We start from the raw sequence: 16,535 nt of genomic DNA on the forward strand, positions 1-16,535 counted from the left end.
TCAGATCACGCCTGAGGCCGTCTTCGGCTTGCCGACGCGCGCGAGCAATATAACCGGCAGGATACCGATCAGCACGATGGCAAGAGCCGCAATCGAGGCTTCCTCATAGGTCCCCCTCGCCGCCTCGCCATAAAGCTGCGTCGAGAAGGTCTCGAAGTTCAAGGGTCGTAGAAGCAGCGTTGCCGGCAATTCCTTGACGCAATCGACGAAGACCAGCAGGCCTGCGGCCGCCATGGCAGCCTTGGATAGCGGCAGATGCACATGGCGGAAGGTTGCGCCGGGCGCACGCCCCAAAGTGCGCGATGCGTGATCGAAGGAGAGAGGAATGCGGCTCAAGCCAGCGTCGATCCCGCCTGCGGCGATCGTCAGGAACCGCGCTGTATAGGCAAAGATCAAGGCGGCCCCGCTGCCGATCAGCAAAAGCCCGGTGGAGATGCCGAACCAGCTCTGCATGGTTTGATCGACAAACCTGTCGAAGCCGCCAAGAGCGATCAGCACGCCGATGGCGATCACGGTTCCGGGCGCAGCATAGCCGACCGTCGCCAGCCGGAAAGACCATAGGGACGCCCTGCCCGGCACGATGCGCATGGCATAAGCAACCACGAGTCCAAGAAACAATGTGACGAGGGTGGCAAGTCCGGCAAAGACGATCGTGTTCACGGCCTCGGATTGGAAGCGCGCGGAAACACCGCTGAACTGATAGCGCGTCCAGGCCTGCGTCATGAGATAGAGTGCGGGTCCGGCAAAGCCGATCAGGATCGGCAGGCTGCCGAGCGCAAAAGCAAGCCAACCCCAGGCGCCTTCGATTCTGAGCGGTTCGAGCGTTCTGCTTTTCTGGGCGGAGAGCGCGTAGCGCTGCCTGCGCCGCGCCCAGCGCTCCAGCGCCACAAGGCCCACGACCAGCACCAGCATGCAAAGGGCAATCTGCGCTGCTCCCGGCAGATCCGACTTCGTCACCCAAGTGGTGTAGATCGACACCGTCAGGGTGCGAACGCCAAGAAATTCCGATGCGCCGATATCGTTCAGCGCTTCCATCAAGGTCAGGCTGATGCCCACAGCGATGGCCGGACGCGCCAAGGGGACGGCCACTCGCAGGAAGAGCGATCTGCGAGACGTGCCCAGAAGCCTCGCAGCCTCGAGCAGATTGCCGGCCTGGGTCAGGAACATGGCGCGCACGGGAATATAGACATACGGATAGAGCACAAAGCCGAGCAGCAGGATGCATCCGGTCATCGAACGGATATCGGGAAGGCGAAACTCGCGCGGGCTGGAATAGCCAAGCAGCCAGCGCACTGCCCCCTGGACGGGACCGAGCGGGTGGAGAATATCGAGATAGGCGTAGGCCATGATATAGGTGGGCATGGCGAGCGGCAGGAGCAGCGCCCATTCGAGAATGCCGCGCCCTGGAAAATCATGCGCTGCGACGAGCCAGGCGGACGCCGTACCCAGAATACCTGCAAGAATCCCGACGCCGAGAAGCAGAATCAGCGTGTCCGGCAGGGCAGTTGCCAGCACCGTATCGCGAAGGTGTGCCCACAGCCCCGTCGAGCCCTGCATGGCTTCCGTCACCAATGCCGCCACGGGTAGAAGGGCAAGCCCCGCAATCACCGCCGATGCTACCAGCCACCAGACATTCGCATGGAATCTCGGTCTGGCCTTCATCGTTGTGGGACTGGCGGTGTCTGAAACCATGCGGGTACTCAAGCCTTATCGTGCATGAAATATCGATATACTGAAAAAGGTGAAGGCGCCCGCGTGAAGCGGGCGCCTTGTCATGCATATGCCGGACCGCTGGTCCGAGGCTCAAGCCTTAGTTGTCGAAGCCAACCTTGTCAGCGAGTTCGCTCGCCTGCTTGCGGTGGGAGACGATTTCCGTCAACGGCTTCGGATCGATCTTCAGCGTGCCGAAGGATGCAACAACCTCATTCAGTGCGGCGCCTGGCTTCACCGGATATTCGAAGTTGGCTTCAGCATAGATCTTCTGCGCTTCGTCGGAGACGAGGTACTCGAGAAGCTTCACGGCGTCGGCCTTGTTCGGCGCGTTCTTGGCAACTGCCGCACCGGAGATGTTCACCTGGGTGCCACCGTCCTTGAAGGTCGGGAGAATGACCTTGATCGCTTCGCCCCACTTGACCTGCTCTTCGCCGCCCTTGCCGGAGCGCATCAGGCCGACATAGTAGGAGTTTGCCAGACCGATATCGCAAATGCCGCCGAGGATGTCCTTGGCAACGTCTCGGTCGCCACCACCAGCCTTGCGGGCGAGGTTGTCCTTGACGCCTTTCAGCCAGGCTTCGGTCTTTTCAGCGCCGTAATGGGCGATGTAATCGGCAAAGAGTGCGGTGTTGTAGGGGTGCTGGCCCGAGCGAATGCAAACCTTGCCCTTCCACTTCGGATCGGCCAGATCTTCATAGTTGAAGGCCGTCAGGTCGAGATCCTTGGCGGCATAAAGAACGCGGGCACGCATGGAGAGCGCGAACCAGTTGCCCTTTGCGTCACGCAGTTCTGCGGGAACGGACTCGGTCAGAACCTTGGACTCGACCGGCTGGGTAACACCCTTTTCAACGAGGTCGACGAGATTGCCAGCATCCACCGTCATCAGAATATCGGCTGGGGAGCTAGCGCCTTCGCTCAGCACGCGCTCGGCGAGACCATCCTTCATAAAGACGGTGTTGACCTTGACGCCGCTTTCCTTGCTGAAGGCATCCAGCAATGGCTGAACGAGAGCCGGTTCACGCGTGGTGTAGATGTTGACTTCCGCAGCATTCGCCGCGCCTGCAAAAACCGCTCCGGTGACGCCTGCTAGAAGTGCAATATTTTTGGTATTGAAAAAACCCATCTCTCTCCCCTTCGGACTTGAATGATGTCGAAGGCACTGACCATACATGATAATGTAAATCAAGTTTAATCTAGTGGGCGATCAGCCGAAGTGTTCACTTTGAGTTGAAAATGATCGGATTTTCCGAAGCGATTTTTCGGATTTCAATCCTGGGTAAATATCAACACCTGCCGAGGATCGACCGCAAGACGAACGTCCGTAACATCGATCGGTGTGCGCTTCATGCTGCGCACGCGCAGGTCCCGCTGCAAACCCGGAACGCTGATCGACAGTTGCTCGATCTCGCCCATGAACATGCGGCCCGACACCTGGCCTAAGAGAAGATTGGCATGAGACGTGCTGTCGGCGCCCTGCACCTTGATCTCAGCGGGACGGATATAGACGAGAGCAGGCGCCCCTTCCTTCAAGTCGCCGCGATGGGAGAACCGGCCGATGGGCGTTTCCACATGTCCGTTTCTCACCGTCCCTTCCACCTTGTTGAAGGCGCAGAAGAAATCGGCTGCATAGCGGCTGACGGGGCGGTCGTGCAGGTCATAGCCTGTCCCCGACTGGACGATATGGCCAGACTGCATGAGAACGACGCGGTCGCCAGCTGAAAGCGCTTCTTCCGGATCGTGCGTCACCATGATCGCGGTCGTCTGAAGCGCGCGCAGCAGGCCTATCGTTTCTTCCCGCACGCTGTCACGCAGGCCGCGATCAAGGTTGGAGAATGGCTCATCCATCAGCAGAATTTCCGGCTTCGGGGCCAAGGCGCGGGCAAGCGCCACGCGCTGCTGCTCGCCGCCGGAAAGCGTGTGCGGATATCGTTTGGCAAGGTCCGACAGGCGAACATGCTCCAGCATCTCTGCGGTGCGCGCGCGCGCCTCTCTTCGTGGCATTCCCTTCAGCCCGAAGGCAACATTCTGCTCGACGGTCAGATGGGGAAACAGCGCATAATCCTGAAAGACGAAGCCGATGCGGCGCTTTTCCGGTTCGACGAACCGAGAAGGGCCAGCAATCTCGATGCCATTCATACGCACGCTGCCCGCGTCCGGCGTCTCGACACCGGCAATGATGCGCAGCAGCGTGGACTTGCCGCAGCCTGAGCGGCCGACCAGGCAAATGATCTCACCCTTCGATACTGAAAGATCGATATCTTTCAAAACGGGCAAGCCGGCAAAGACCTTGCCGATTCCATTCAGTTGTAGCGCTGCAACCTCTGTCATCAAAAACATCCATCATCGACGTCAGTTTGTTGATTGCGCAATTCAGGATTAAAGTCAAAACGCAAATTTCCGAGAGCACGCGGCTGGTGACGCGGAAGAGTTGACGTTTACGTTAGAGTTAATTACGCTGAAGTGAGTGGATGACTTCGGGAGCATCATCTACCCTCGTGGCCGAGGACGGCAGACAATCTGATGGATGAGGACCCTTCAGATGGATAAGGATGCCGAGGACGGTTGCGAGGAGCAGCGTGGGAGGAAAGCAATGAGCGATACAAGTGCGATTCGTCAGGAGCCTCGTGCCGTGCAGCGGCCATGGCTTGCATCTTATCCGCAAGGCATACCGGTGGAATTGCCCGATCTCGGCTACACATCGCTTGCCGAACTCCTGGAACGAAGCTGCAAGCAGTTTGCCGATCGCAAGGCTTTTTCCAGCATGGGAAAGTCCATCACCTACCGCGAACTTGAAGAACAGACGCGCGCCATTGGCGGCTGGCTGCAGAGCATCGGTCTGCAGAAGGGTGACCGCGTCGCGGTGATGATGCCGAATATTCTGCAGAACCCGGTTGCGACCTACGCGATCCTGCGCGCTGGCCTGACGGTCGTGAATGTCAATCCGCTCTACACCCCGCGTGAACTCGAACACCAGCTGAAGGATTCCGGTGCGAAAGCGCTGTTCGTTCTGGAGAACTTCGCCCATGTGGTGCAACAGGCGCTGCCGAAAACCGATGTGAAGCACGTGATCGTCGCGACCATGGGCGATCTCCTGGGCTTCAAGGGTCACATCGTCAATCTTGTGGTGCGCAAGGTCAAGAAGCTCGTTCCTCCTTATGCGCTTCCGCAGGCGATCAGCTACAAGAGCGTGCTGAAGCAGGCGCGCAATACGAGGCTGAAACCCGTCAATCTGACCCGCAACGATGTCGCCTTTCTGCAATATACCGGCGGTACGACGGGCATTTCCAAGGGCGCGGTTCTCACCCATGCCAATCTTCTGGCCAACAAGGCGCAGATCGCGCTGTGGATGGAGCCGGTCTTTGCCCGAAAGAACCGGCCCGAGGTGCTGAATTTCGTCTGCGCCCTGCCGCTCTATCATATCTTCGCGCTGACGGTGAATTCGCTGATGGGCATTGCGCTTGGCGGACACAACCTGCTGATTGCCAATCCGCGCGATATTCCAGGCTTCGTCAAGGAGTTGTCAGGCTACAAGGCGCATGTTTTCCCCGGTATCAACACGCTGTTCAACGCGCTGATGAACAATGAGGATTTCCGCAAGCTGGACTTTTCCTCACTGGTGCTGGTTCTAGGCGGCGGCATGGCCGTGCAGCGCCCGGTGGCCGAACGCTGGTTCTCGATCACCGGCACGGCGATCAGCGAAGGTTATGGCCTTTCGGAGACCTCACCGGTCGCAACTGTGAACTGCCTCGATCAAAACGGCTTTAGCGGCACGATTGGTCTTCCCGTTCCGTCCACCGATATCGACATTCGCGACGATGACGGCAACAGTCTGCCGATTGGCGAAGTCGGCGAAATCTGCATTCGCGGCCCGCAGGTGATGGCCGGTTACTGGCAGCGTCCGGACGAAACCGCCAAGGTCATGACGCCGGACGGTTTCTTCCGCTCCGGCGACATGGGTGTGATGGATGAGCGCGGCTTCACCAAGATCGTCGATCGCAAGAAGGACATGATCCTCGTCTCCGGCTTCAACGTCTACCCGAATGAGATCGAAGAAGTGGCGGCGGCCCATCCGGGTGTGCAGGAATGTGCCGCTGTCGGCGTGCCGGACGAGCATTCCGGGGAAGCGGTGAAGCTCTATGTGGTCAAGAAAGACCAGTCTTTGACCGCGGCGGAATTGAAAGCTTTCTGCGCCGAGGGCCTGACCAACTACAAGCGACCCAAGCATATCGAGTTCATCGCCGAAATGCCGAAGACCAATGTCGGCAAGATCCTGCGCCGTGAACTGAGAAAGCTGGCTAACTGATTGGCGTCGTTTGGAATAATTCAGCCGAACACGCCTTGATTTGGCCCGATGAAAGAGAATAGTTTCCTCATCCTTCCACGGAGCATGAGGAGCTTTCCATGCAGGCCATCGTCGAGACCCTGAAATCCACAGCCGCCAGCACCAACGCGACGGACATTCGAGCCGCTTTCGCTGCAGACGGTCAGCGCTTCGAACGCTTCAGCGCGCGCTTCGACGACCTTTTGATGGATTACTCCAAATGCGCCGTGAATGACGACATTCTGGCGCTGCTCGAAAAGCTCGCAGCCGAAGGCGGCGTGGCGCAAAAGCGCGAAGAGATGTTCTCCGGCAAGGAGATCAATTTTACCGAAGGGCGCGCTGTTCTCCATACCGCTCTTCGCAACCGTTCGAACATGCCCGTGCTCGTCGACGGCAAGGACGTGATGCCGGATGTGAACGACGTTCTTTCCGCCATGGGCAAGTTTGCCGATGCGATCCGCTCCGGCTCCCTCAAGGGGGCCACCGGCAAGAAGATCACCGACGTCATCAATATTGGCATTGGTGGCTCGGATCTTGGCCCGGTCATGGCGACGCTTGCTCTTGCGCCTTTCCATGACGGTCCCCGCTCGCATTTCGTCTCCAACATCGATGGCGCTCACATTGCCGACACGCTGAAGCTGATCAGCCCGGAAACGTCGCTCTTCATCGTCGCCTCCAAGACCTTCACCACCATCGAAACGATGACGAACGCGGCGACTGCCCGCAAGTTCATCGCCGATGCGCTGGGTGAAGAGGCCGTCAAGCATCACTTCTGCGCGGTGTCCACCGCACTCGACAAGGTCGCCGCCTTCGGGATCGACAGCGACCGCATTTTCGGTTTCTGGGACTGGGTTGGCGGACGTTACTCCATCTGGTCCGCCATCGGCCTGCCGCTGATGATCGCTATCGGTCCGGAAAAGTTCGGCGAGTTCCTCGACGGCGCGCATGCGATGGACAAGCATTTCCGCGAGGCGCCGTTCCGCCAGAACCTGCCGATGCTGCTTGGCCTGATCGGCTTTTATCATCGCAACGTGTTGAACTATCCGACGCGCGCCATCCTGCCCTATGACCAGCGGCTGTCGCGCTTCCCTGCCTATCTGCAGCAACTCGACATGGAATCGAACGGCAAGGGTGTGACCATCGACGGCACACCGGTAGACGGCCAATCCGGCCCGGTGGTCTGGGGCGAACCCGGCACCAATGGCCAGCACGCCTTCTATCAGCTGATCCACCAGGGCACGAGCATCATTCCCGCCGAGTTCATGATCGCTGCCAAGGGCTTCGAGAAGGAACTGCGCCATCAGCATCAACTGCTGATCGCCAATTGCCTTGCCCAGTCCGAAGCCCTGATGAAGGGCCGCACGCTGGCGGAAGCCAAGGCACAGCTGACATCCAAGGGCATGGACGACAAGAAGGCCGACTTCATCGCGCCGCACCGCGTCTTCACCGGCAACCGCCCATCGATCACCTTCGTTTACGACAAGCTGACACCCTTCGCACTCGGACGCCTGATTGCGCTCTACGAGCACCGCGTCTTCGTCGAAGGCGTGCTCTTCCGCATCAACTCCTTCGACCAGTGGGGCGTGGAGCTCGGCAAGGAACTGGCAACCGGCCTGCTGCCCGTGGTGGAAGGCAAGGAAAGTGCGGCCGATCACGACAGCTCAACCCAAGGGTTGGTCAAGGCGCTGGCGGGGCTGGCTTCCGCTTAACAAACCTGATCGCTCACGAAAAAGCCGGGACGTCGATCCCGGCTTTTTTGCGTCGTCAGGCTGAGGAACCGTTTTACGGCGACAGTTCCTCAAGAACCTTGCCCTTGGTTTCCACCGCAAACAGCATCGTCACGATGGCACCGATAACCAGGATGACGGCGAAGGTGGCGAACACATATTGGATACCAAAGGACGACATGACGAAGCCGACAAGCATCGGGCCAGCGGAAGAGCCGAGACGCAGCCAGGCGCTACCCGTGCCGGTACCGATTGCACGCATACGGGTCGGGTAGATTTCCGCCGAATAGAGGTAGAGCGAGAAAGTGACCGTCTGCACGATGGCGTAGGCGAGACCCGCCAGGATCAGCACCTGCACTGGCGAGGTCGCGCCAAGCCATGCGAGAATGACGAGCGGTACCGGAGCAAGAAGCAAGGCGCCAGCATACCAGCGTTTCCGGCCGACCTTATCGATCAGCAGGGCGCATATGACAGCTGCGACGACGCCAGCAGCAGAGGTCATAAAGCCATAGAGGATGCTGGTTTCGAGAGGCAGGTTGAAGGTCTGGCGATAGAGCGTCGGCAACCAGGTGATTGTTCCATTTGCCACCATGTAGGCGCAGAACCACATCGCCCAGATCGAGAGCGTCCGCTTCAGATAGATGCCCTGGAACAGTTCCTTCCAGTCGGATTTGCGTCTCACAGGCGTTGCCACGATGCGGGGCTCTGGAAGCTCTTTGCCGGATGCGCGTGCACTTTCCTCCATGCGAGAGACGATAGCGTCGGCCTCACCATAGCGGCCATTCGCGGCAAGCCAGCGGGGCGATTCCTTCAAGAACCAACGCAGCGGGATCGTCAGGATGGCAGGAACCAGACCGACGACGAACATCGCTTTCCAACCATAGACCGGCACCATGAAGTAACCGATCAGACCGGCGCCCACGAGGCCGAGCAGGAACATCACTTCGTAGAGCAGGAAGAAACGGCCACGTCCTTTCGAGCCAATCAACTCGTTGATGTAGGCGCTGGCAACCGGCACTTCGCCGCCGGTTCCAATCCCCTGCACGAAGCGGAAGGCCATCATCATTCCGGCACCAGCTGCAAAGAGGCAGGCCACATCCATGCTGACAAAGAGAAGGATGGTGAAGAGCAGCACTTTCAGGCGCCCGACCTTTTCAGCAAGCCAGCCAAACAAGATCGCGCCGATAAGCTGGCCTAGATATCCCATCGACAGGATCATCCCCGTCTGGGCCGGGGTAAGCCCCCATTCGCGCACGAGAACGGGCATAGCATAGGCAATCGCAATCACCGTGTAGCCGTCGAAAAACGTTGCCGCTCCGACGATGTTGCGCGCCCAGAAGACTTCTCTGGTAATCGGAAGACGTTCCAACCTAGCGCTGATATTGGCCTGCGGATCCGCAAGAGCCTTCGTGTTGCCCTTTACGGGCTGCATGATGTTCATGAGTTCCTCCTCACCCTCGCCGCTCTCTCCCGACGACGACCTTGTTCCTGCTCTTCTGCTTCTTTCTAAGACGTTGCTGTCAGACATCAATCAGGGGAGCCGAATCGGCTGGACTGCCGATCCGTCTCCAAGTGTTTGCCGTCCCGACCAACGCCGAGACGGCGTGACAATCATTCGGCAGCAAGAAGCTGCTCGACGCGACCGATGCCAGCGGCTTCGAAAGCGGCAAAAATCTCCTGCTCGGCCTTCTCACCAAGGTTCTTCAGCGGCTCGCGGATCGTCGCGTGATCGAGAATGCCGCGATGCACGAGACCGAGCTTCAAGGCGACCGTACCTTCCATATGAGAACCGCGATGGTAGACGGCGCGCGTCACGGGAAGCAGCCGCTCGAAAATCTGGCGGGCCTTCGGATAATCCTGCGCCTTACCAGCCTCGATCAGATCGACCAGGAGTTCCGGCGCGATGTTGCCATAACCGACGAGAAGACCGTCGACATCGAACATGGTCGGAAGCAGCCATTCGTCATGGCAGCTCAAAACCTGCAGGTTCGGATTGGCCTTCTTGAGTTCAGGAATTTCGACATACCAGCGCTTCATATTGCGCACGCCGTTCTTGGTGGCGACGACGCCCGGCTGAGTGGCGATCGCCAGCTGCGTATCGAGATCGTAAGAGGCCTTCGTCACATCCGGATATTGGAAGAGGATTTCCTGAAGACCGGATTCTTCCCAGATCGCCTTGTAGCGATCCTGCGGAGCGCCCTTCTGGAAACCAAAACGCAGCCAACCGTGGTTCGGATAGACGAGTGCGCCGGTAGCACCGGCAGCCTTGCACTTCTTGGCTTCTGCGGCGGCGACACGTGTGCCCTCACCGGTGATACCGGCGATGATCGGGATTTCCCCACCAACAGCGTCGACATAAACACGGATGAGTTCGAGACGTTCGTCTTCCGTCAGAAAAGTGCCCTCTCCGGCATGACCGAGAATGACGAGGCTCTTTACGCCCTCCATCGAGGCCAACCACTTGGCGATTTTTGCATTGGCTGCGTAGTCCACTTCACCATTACGGGTGAAAGCGGTGACGGGTGCCGGGCTCAGGCCACGAAGATCCATGGGTTGCATCTGATTTCTCCTCCTTATCAGCTGCTGTCCTCTGTCGAGCAGCAGTTGGGATCGTTAATGGGAACGTTCCCGTTATCGATCTTTATTGTTCTGGAGTCAACGGCGTTTTTCGTGCAATGTGATGGTCGAGTGCTCAGCACCAGAGCTGGAATGGAAAAACACACATGGAATCAAGAGAGCGTTCGCGTCAGCCGCGAGTCACGGTTCACAGCGTGGCGGCTGCTGCAGGCGTATCGAAATCGACCGTATCGCGCATTCTGGACGAACGGCTTCCGCGGTCCGACAGCGAGACGGCACGGCGCGTACGGAAAATTGCCGCGGAACTGGGCTATGTGAGGGATGTCTCCGCGGCCAGTCTGCGGCGCGGCAATACGATGACGATCGGCGTCATCGTACCTCGGCTCACGGATACAGTGATGGCGATGCTTTATGAGGCAATCGTCAAAGCCTGTGCCCGCACCGGTCGTTTTGCCATCGTGGCGACGACGGAAGATAATCCGGAGGCGGATCGCGTGGCCGCGGAATCGCTGCTCAACCGCGGTGTCGACGGGCTCATTCTTTCAACAGCACGTGACGACGACGCCTTCCCGGATGAACTGAACGAGCGTGGCGTACCCTATGTGCTGGCGCTGCGAACGGATCATCATAGCCTCTCCGCCGTTGGCGATGATCGACTGGGTGGATATCTGGCGACACGCCATTTGCTTGATCTCGGACATCAACGGATCGGCGTGATTGCCGGACCGGATTATGCCTCCAGCGCCACTGGACGTGTCGAAGGATATAAACAGGCGCTTGCCGAGGCATCGATTTCGGTCGATCCCGGACTCATCGTCCCATCGACATTCGGCATCCAGTCAGGCGCCGAAGCGGTGCAGACGCTGATGGCGCTCGAATGTCGGCCTACGGCGATTTTTGCCGTCAATGACAATACGGCGATTGGAGCACTGTCTGCGCTGAACAAGATGGGTCTATCCGTCCCCGACGACATTTCGCTCATCGGCTACAACGACATCCCTATCGTTAGCCATCTGTCGACGCCTTTGACGACATTGCGCGTTCCCTTCGACCAGATTGCGTCGCACGCTTTGGAATTGCTCACTCAAGCCACCGCCCCGCGCGAACACCGCATTTTGGTATCCGCCCCAACCCTTATCCCGCGAAAATCGACTGCGAGATTTGTGGGAGCATCCGACATAAAGCGATGATCCCGGTTCTCCAGTGAGCTTCAAGCGCCGTCGAGTTCGGGCGGTAGTCCGGCATGACTATAGTGGACATGCTAGCCCATGGCACAGGCCGGGGAAGATTCCCCCCGGCTTGCGATCTCAGTTGTGGCTTTCCTCACGCCATGCTGGCTTCAGGCCGTGACCTCACGCCCACCATGATGCCGATGGCGGCGAGTGCGAGGATGAGTCCGCTGGTGCCGAAGACGCTGATTGCGCCGCTCAGATCGAAGATAATGCCGCCAACTGCCGCACCCATGGCAATGGCGAATTGGATGGAGGCGACGAGGAGGCCGCCGGCGCTTTCCGCTTCATCCGGAATGGTGCGCGCGAGCCAGGTGGACCAGGCGACCGGTACGGCACCGAAGAGGAAGCCCCAGAAGGCGACGAGGACTGCGGCAAGCGGCAGAGGCGGCGCCGTCGTTACCAGGAGCACCGCAATCAACGCCATGAAAAGGGGAAGTGCTGCCAGCGACATTTTCAGGCTGCGGCTGATCAGCGATCCGGCAACGAGGGTGCCGACGAAGTTGGCCAATCCGAAACCGAGCAGCAGAGCGGAAACCATGCCGATGCCCGCGCCGATATCCGCTTCCAGATAGGGGCGCAGATAGGTGAAGAAGGCAAAATGGCCGCCAAAGACAAGTGTTGCCGCAACAAGACCGAGCGCAATACCAGGTCTCCTCAGCACAGTGCCAAGCGTCTTGATGCTGCTGGTACCTGTCGGCGCAAGCTTCGGCAGGGTGAAGAACTGCGCGAACAAAGCGGCCACACCGAGCAGTGCCGTCAGGACGAAGACGAAGCGCCAGCCCGCGAGTTCACCGACATAGCTGCCAACGGGTGCCGCAACGATGGTTGCGCCGGACACACCGCTGAAGATCATCGAAAGCGCGCGTGGCACGCTGGCCGCAGGGACCAGCCGGATGACGATTGCGGTGGACATGGCCCAGAAACCACCGAGCGCCACGCCAAGCAGCAAGCGTCCGATCAGGAGTACGCTCAGGCCGGGAGCCGCGGCGACCATCAGGTTCGAGATAACGAGGAGACCTGAGAAGATCATCATCAGGTGGCGGCGATCGATGTTGCGCGCGAGCGAGGTAATCAACAGGCTTGCCACCATGCCGACAACGGCGGTGACAGTGACCGCCTGACCGGCAGCACCCTCGGTGATGCCGAGGTCTGCGGCAATGGGCGTGAGGAGGCTTGCTGGCAGAAACTCTGCGGTGACCAGCCCGAAGACGCCAAGCGCCATGGATATGACGGCGCCCCATGCGGGCGCCTCTGGGCCATCCGCGCCGGGAAGGGAGTTAGGTGTCGGGTTCATCTGTATGTCCTTTGGGAGGAGAGGATGGCAGAAGCATAGACTCGACTTTCCGGACGATCCATGCCACAAAATCCGCCATGCTTGATCATACGTCCGGAAATCAACCCTTACCCGATCTCATCAGCGAGTTGTTGATGGGCATGCGGCTTGTGGGCCTCGATTATCGCCGCATCGAAGCCTCCGCTCCCTTCGGGTTTTCCTTTGGAGAGGTGGAAGGTCGCGCGCAGTTTCATTTCGTGGCTTGCGGCCCGATCTATCTTCGTACCTCGTCCGGTACGCTTCACAAGATGAATGCGGGCGATGCGGTTTTGTTGCCGCGGGGTGGGCCCCATGCGCTGCTTTCCGATCTTGACATTGCCTGCAAGAACATCCGCTCGCTGGATGCTGCGCCACTTTGCAACTCCGTCAGCGCCATCAAGACCTGTGAACCCGATGTACCCAGCGAAGAGCGCGTGCTGGTATTCAGCGGCTGCATGGAGTTCGATCTTGGGGCCATGCACCCGATCACCGGACTGATGCCCGAAGTGATGTTCGTCAACACGCTTACCGCGCGCTATCCGGAACTCCTTCCCATGCTGGAAGCGATGGAGCGGGAAACGCGCCAAGCCCGTGCTGGCTTCGCCGGCATTCTCGCCCGGCTTGCCGATGTGGTCGCCGCCTTCATCGTGCGCGCCTGGGTGGAATGCGGCTGTGGCGATTCCTCCGGCTGGGTCGCTGCGCTTCGCGACCCTCGTTTGGGGCGCGTGATCCTCGCCATTCACAACAATCCCGGTCACGACTGGACGCTTGCCGAACTGGCCGGCGTGATGGGCGCATCTCGCTCCGTCTTTGCCGAGCGTTTTCTGGAGGTGACCGGCATGACGCCGGTGCGCTACCTCACCGAGTTGCGTATGCGCCTTGCCATGCAGTGGATCGGCAAGGAGAGGATGCCGATCGAAACGGCGGCGGTGAAGCTCGGCTATGGTTCCCAGGCTGCCTTCAGCCGCGCCTTCAAACGCATCGTCGGCCATCCGCCGAGTGCTCTTTCATCGTCGATCAGTCACCACGCGTAAGCGTCCAGAACGAAAGCCCGCCGACTGCGTTGCAGGGCGGGCTTTTTCTCAAGCTTACGAGCGGAACTATTCCGCGGGCGTCGCTGCCGGATCGAGCGCGTCGATGCCTTCATGGCGATCATAGGCCGCCTGATCGAGGATGCCTTGACGCTTGGCAACAATCGTCGGGATGAGCGCCTGACCGGCAACATTGACCGCAGTACGGCCCATATCGAGGATCGGATCGACCGCCAGCAGCAGGCCAACACCCTGCAACGGCAGGCCGAGCGTGGAAAGGGTGAGCGTCAACATGACAGTCGCCCCCGTCAGACCCGCCGTTGCGGCCGAGCCGAGCACGGAAACGAAGACGATCAGCACATATTCCTGAATGCCAAGCGGCAGGCCATAGAACTGCGCGACGAAAATGGCGGAGATCGCCGGATAGATCGCAGCACAGCCATCCATCTTGGTTGTCGCGCCAAGCGGCACGGCAAAGGCGGAGTACTCACGCGGCACACCGAGATTGCGCTCCGTGACCTGTTCCGTCACCGGCAACGTGCCGATAGACGAGCGGGAGACGAAGGCAAGCTGGATCGCTGGCCATGCGCCTGCGAAGAAGCGCACCGGGTTCAGACCGTTTGCTGCCAGGATCACCGGGTAGACGACGAAGAGAACAATCGCGAGGCCGATATAGATTGCGGCGGAGAACCAGCCGAGTGAAGCCAGGGCTTCCCAGCCGTAAACTGCGACCGCATTGCCGAGAAGACCGATCGTCCCGATCGGCGTCAGGCGAATGACCCACCAGAGCATCTTGCGAGTAATGGCGAGCAGCGACCGATTGAAGGAAAGAAAGGCTTCTGCCTTCTCACCCACCTGAAGTGCGGCAATGCCAACCGCAATCGAAACGACCAGGATCTGCAGAACGTTGAAGTTCAGCGCCGTGGTGGCCCCCGTCTGGGTAACCTTGGTCGAGGCCTGCAGGCCGAGAACGTTGGAAGGGATGAGACCTTTGAGGAAATCAAGCCAGGAGCCGGTGGTGGACGGTGCTGCAGCCGCGGCAGCCTCCACACCGGTGTTGAGACCGGGCTGGATGAGAAGGCCAAGCGTGATGCCGATCAGCACCGCGATCAGCGCAGTGATGGCGAACCACAGCAGCGTCTGCCAGACCAGTCGCGCTGCATTGTTCAACTCTCGCAGATTGGCGATGCTGGCCACGATGGCGGTGAAGATCAGCAGGGGAACAAGCGCGCGCAGAAGCTGCACGAAGATGGAGCCGACCGTGGAAAGCGCCTGGACCAGCCAGTTCGGGCCGGCCTCCGTCGGACCCATTTCCCGGGCGATGTAGCCGAGGACGAGACCCACCACCATGGCGGCGAAAACCTGGAAACCGAAGGACGCATAGAACGGCTTCTGCGCCCGTGGTGAGGAAGATGAAGCAGACATGTTTTTGAATTCCGTGAAAGCGAGAATGCTAGAGCATCTAACGCGCGAAGGAAAGGATTGCTCCTATATTCAGCACGATGCACAGAATTTCAACGAATTGGATTTTCCGTAATCGATAATGTGGAGAATTTTGTTTCGCCTTAGGTTCCCTGAGGCTGGCTTTTGAAGAGCCGGGCGAAGAAGGCTCGATCCGATATGGATGCCAGCACAAGTGCCAGCGCTGCTGTCGCGCCAATCGCGAAAACGACACGCCCAATCAAGGTGCTGTAGATATCGGCCCCGAGCGATACCATCAAAAGCGTGTCCTCGATGATGCTGTGAGCAAAGCCCATGAAAACGCAGGAGAGAAAGATCTGACGTGGATTGATGAGGCCTGATCGTGCTTCTCGGATCAAAAGCCCGGCGCCGTAGGAAATGCCCAAGAAAAGGCCGATGGCTGTCAAATGACCTGCCTCGCCTTTGATGCCCGCCAGTCGCAGCACAGGTTCTATGCCCTTCATCATGAGGCCAAGGATCCCCGTGATCTTCAACACCTCAAGGCTCCATGACAGGAGAAGCAGGACGACCAGCATCATCAGCATGGTTTCGGCCAGTCCCCAGGCGTAAACCGACCAGTCTGGTGTGACCGCGTCCGGCACCCATGCCGGAGCGACGGGCGCCGAAAGCCAACCGGTGGCCTGCAAGAGGTGATGAAGAATAAGCGCGTAAACGAAACCACCCAAGATGCGAAGGGTCGTGGTTGCCACCATGCCGGGACCGGCCTTCTGGATGATCTTCTGTTCCAGAGGCAGGCCATGGGCGAAGAGAACGAGAGCGGAGAATACCGTGACATCCGCCGTGGTGAGTTCCGAAAGAGGAACGAGCGTGAAGATCAAGGGCACCGCACCCCATATGCCGACGAGCATAGCCGTCAGCCACGCAAGACCCAGTTCTGGAGGGAGGCCAACCGCGTGCATGGCTGGCGCAAAGGCGGGAGCGATGCCTTCGACAAGGCCCAAGCGCGAAAGGACCTCGGTCAGCACCGAGATCGGGACCGTGATCTTGACCAGCAGCCAATAGATCTCAAGCGTCTCGCGGGATTTTAGCAGTAGGGATTGAAAGAGCGGCATTGGTGTCTCCTTAGGCACCACCATCCTATAGCCCGCGGCCCGCGGCGTTTTTGGTCAAAGATTGCACCTTTCTGCAATTTTATTGCAT

General features: G+C 59.3%; 12 protein-coding genes. 4 read left to right on the plus strand and 8 right to left on the minus strand.

What is annotated here, in order from left to right:
• From AC07U5_RS13090 to AC07U5_RS13100, 3 genes are all read right to left on the minus strand, one after another.
• Entirely contained in the window at positions 1–1,692 is a 1,692-nt protein-coding gene (locus AC07U5_RS13090) for an ABC transporter permease (protein WP_494723190.1), read from the minus strand.
• A 118-nt stretch (positions 1,693–1,810) separates the two neighbouring features.
• Positions 1,811–2,836, minus strand: a complete 1,026-nt coding sequence (locus tag AC07U5_RS13095) for a Fe(3+) ABC transporter substrate-binding protein (protein WP_113259868.1) — start codon at positions 2,834–2,836, stop codon at positions 1,811–1,813.
• A gap of 143 nt (positions 2,837–2,979) precedes the next feature.
• Positions 2,980–4,041, minus strand: coding sequence for an ABC transporter ATP-binding protein (locus AC07U5_RS13100; protein ID WP_112956043.1), 1,062 nt, complete (start codon positions 4,039–4,041; stop codon positions 2,980–2,982).
• A 262-nt stretch (positions 4,042–4,303) separates the two neighbouring features.
• Between AC07U5_RS13100 and AC07U5_RS13105 the strand changes: the two genes are divergently transcribed.
• Both AC07U5_RS13105 and pgi read left to right on the plus strand, forming a co-directional pair.
• On the plus strand, positions 4,304–6,016 hold the full coding sequence (locus tag AC07U5_RS13105) for a long-chain fatty acid--CoA ligase (RefSeq protein WP_494723191.1): 1,713 nt from the start codon (positions 4,304–4,306) through the stop codon (positions 6,014–6,016).
• A 98-nt stretch (positions 6,017–6,114) separates the two neighbouring features.
• Positions 6,115–7,743 (plus strand): glucose-6-phosphate isomerase, encoded by a 1,629-nt coding sequence (pgi, locus tag AC07U5_RS13110; protein ID WP_494723192.1) that lies wholly within the window; start codon positions 6,115–6,117, stop codon positions 7,741–7,743.
• Positions 7,744–7,816: 73 nt separating this feature from the next.
• Here pgi and AC07U5_RS13115 read toward each other — a convergent pair whose 3' ends face one another.
• Both AC07U5_RS13115 and AC07U5_RS13120 read right to left on the minus strand, forming a co-directional pair.
• Positions 7,817–9,202, minus strand: a complete 1,386-nt coding sequence (locus AC07U5_RS13115; RefSeq protein WP_494723193.1) for an MFS transporter — start codon at positions 9,200–9,202, stop codon at positions 7,817–7,819.
• 170 nt (positions 9,203–9,372) lie between these two features.
• Complete coding sequence (locus AC07U5_RS13120; RefSeq protein WP_494723194.1) at positions 9,373–10,320, minus strand: dihydrodipicolinate synthase family protein; 948 nt, start codon at positions 10,318–10,320, stop codon at positions 9,373–9,375.
• A 164-nt stretch (positions 10,321–10,484) separates the two neighbouring features.
• Between AC07U5_RS13120 and AC07U5_RS13125 the strand changes: the two genes are divergently transcribed.
• Entirely contained in the window at positions 10,485–11,528 is a 1,044-nt protein-coding gene (locus tag AC07U5_RS13125; RefSeq protein ID WP_494723195.1) for a LacI family DNA-binding transcriptional regulator, read from the plus strand.
• Between the two features lie 133 nt (positions 11,529–11,661).
• Here AC07U5_RS13125 and AC07U5_RS13130 read toward each other — a convergent pair whose 3' ends face one another.
• Positions 11,662–12,864, minus strand: coding sequence for an MFS transporter (locus tag AC07U5_RS13130; protein ID WP_494723196.1), 1,203 nt, complete (start codon positions 12,862–12,864; stop codon positions 11,662–11,664).
• 77 nt (positions 12,865–12,941) lie between these two features.
• Here AC07U5_RS13130 and AC07U5_RS13135 point away from each other — a divergent pair, with 77 nt between their 5' ends.
• Positions 12,942–13,916: a cupin domain-containing protein gene (locus tag AC07U5_RS13135; protein WP_494723197.1), complete on the plus strand. Its 975-nt coding sequence runs from the start codon at positions 12,942–12,944 to the stop codon at positions 13,914–13,916.
• Between the two features lie 66 nt (positions 13,917–13,982).
• Here the strand turns inward: AC07U5_RS13135 and AC07U5_RS13140 are convergent, their stop codons facing one another.
• Positions 13,983–15,338, minus strand: coding sequence for a dicarboxylate/amino acid:cation symporter (locus AC07U5_RS13140; protein ID WP_062427067.1), 1,356 nt, complete (start codon positions 15,336–15,338; stop codon positions 13,983–13,985).
• Positions 15,339–15,478: 140 nt separating this feature from the next.
• The gene (locus AC07U5_RS13145; RefSeq protein WP_494723198.1) at positions 15,479–16,447 is read right to left on the minus strand and encodes a nucleoside recognition domain-containing protein; all 969 of its coding nucleotides are present in this window, start codon (positions 16,445–16,447) and stop codon (positions 15,479–15,481) included.
• Positions 16,448–16,535 lie beyond the last annotated feature (88 nt).

It is taken from the genome of Agrobacterium sp. GW821-FHT02D03 (genome assembly GCF_059421725.1).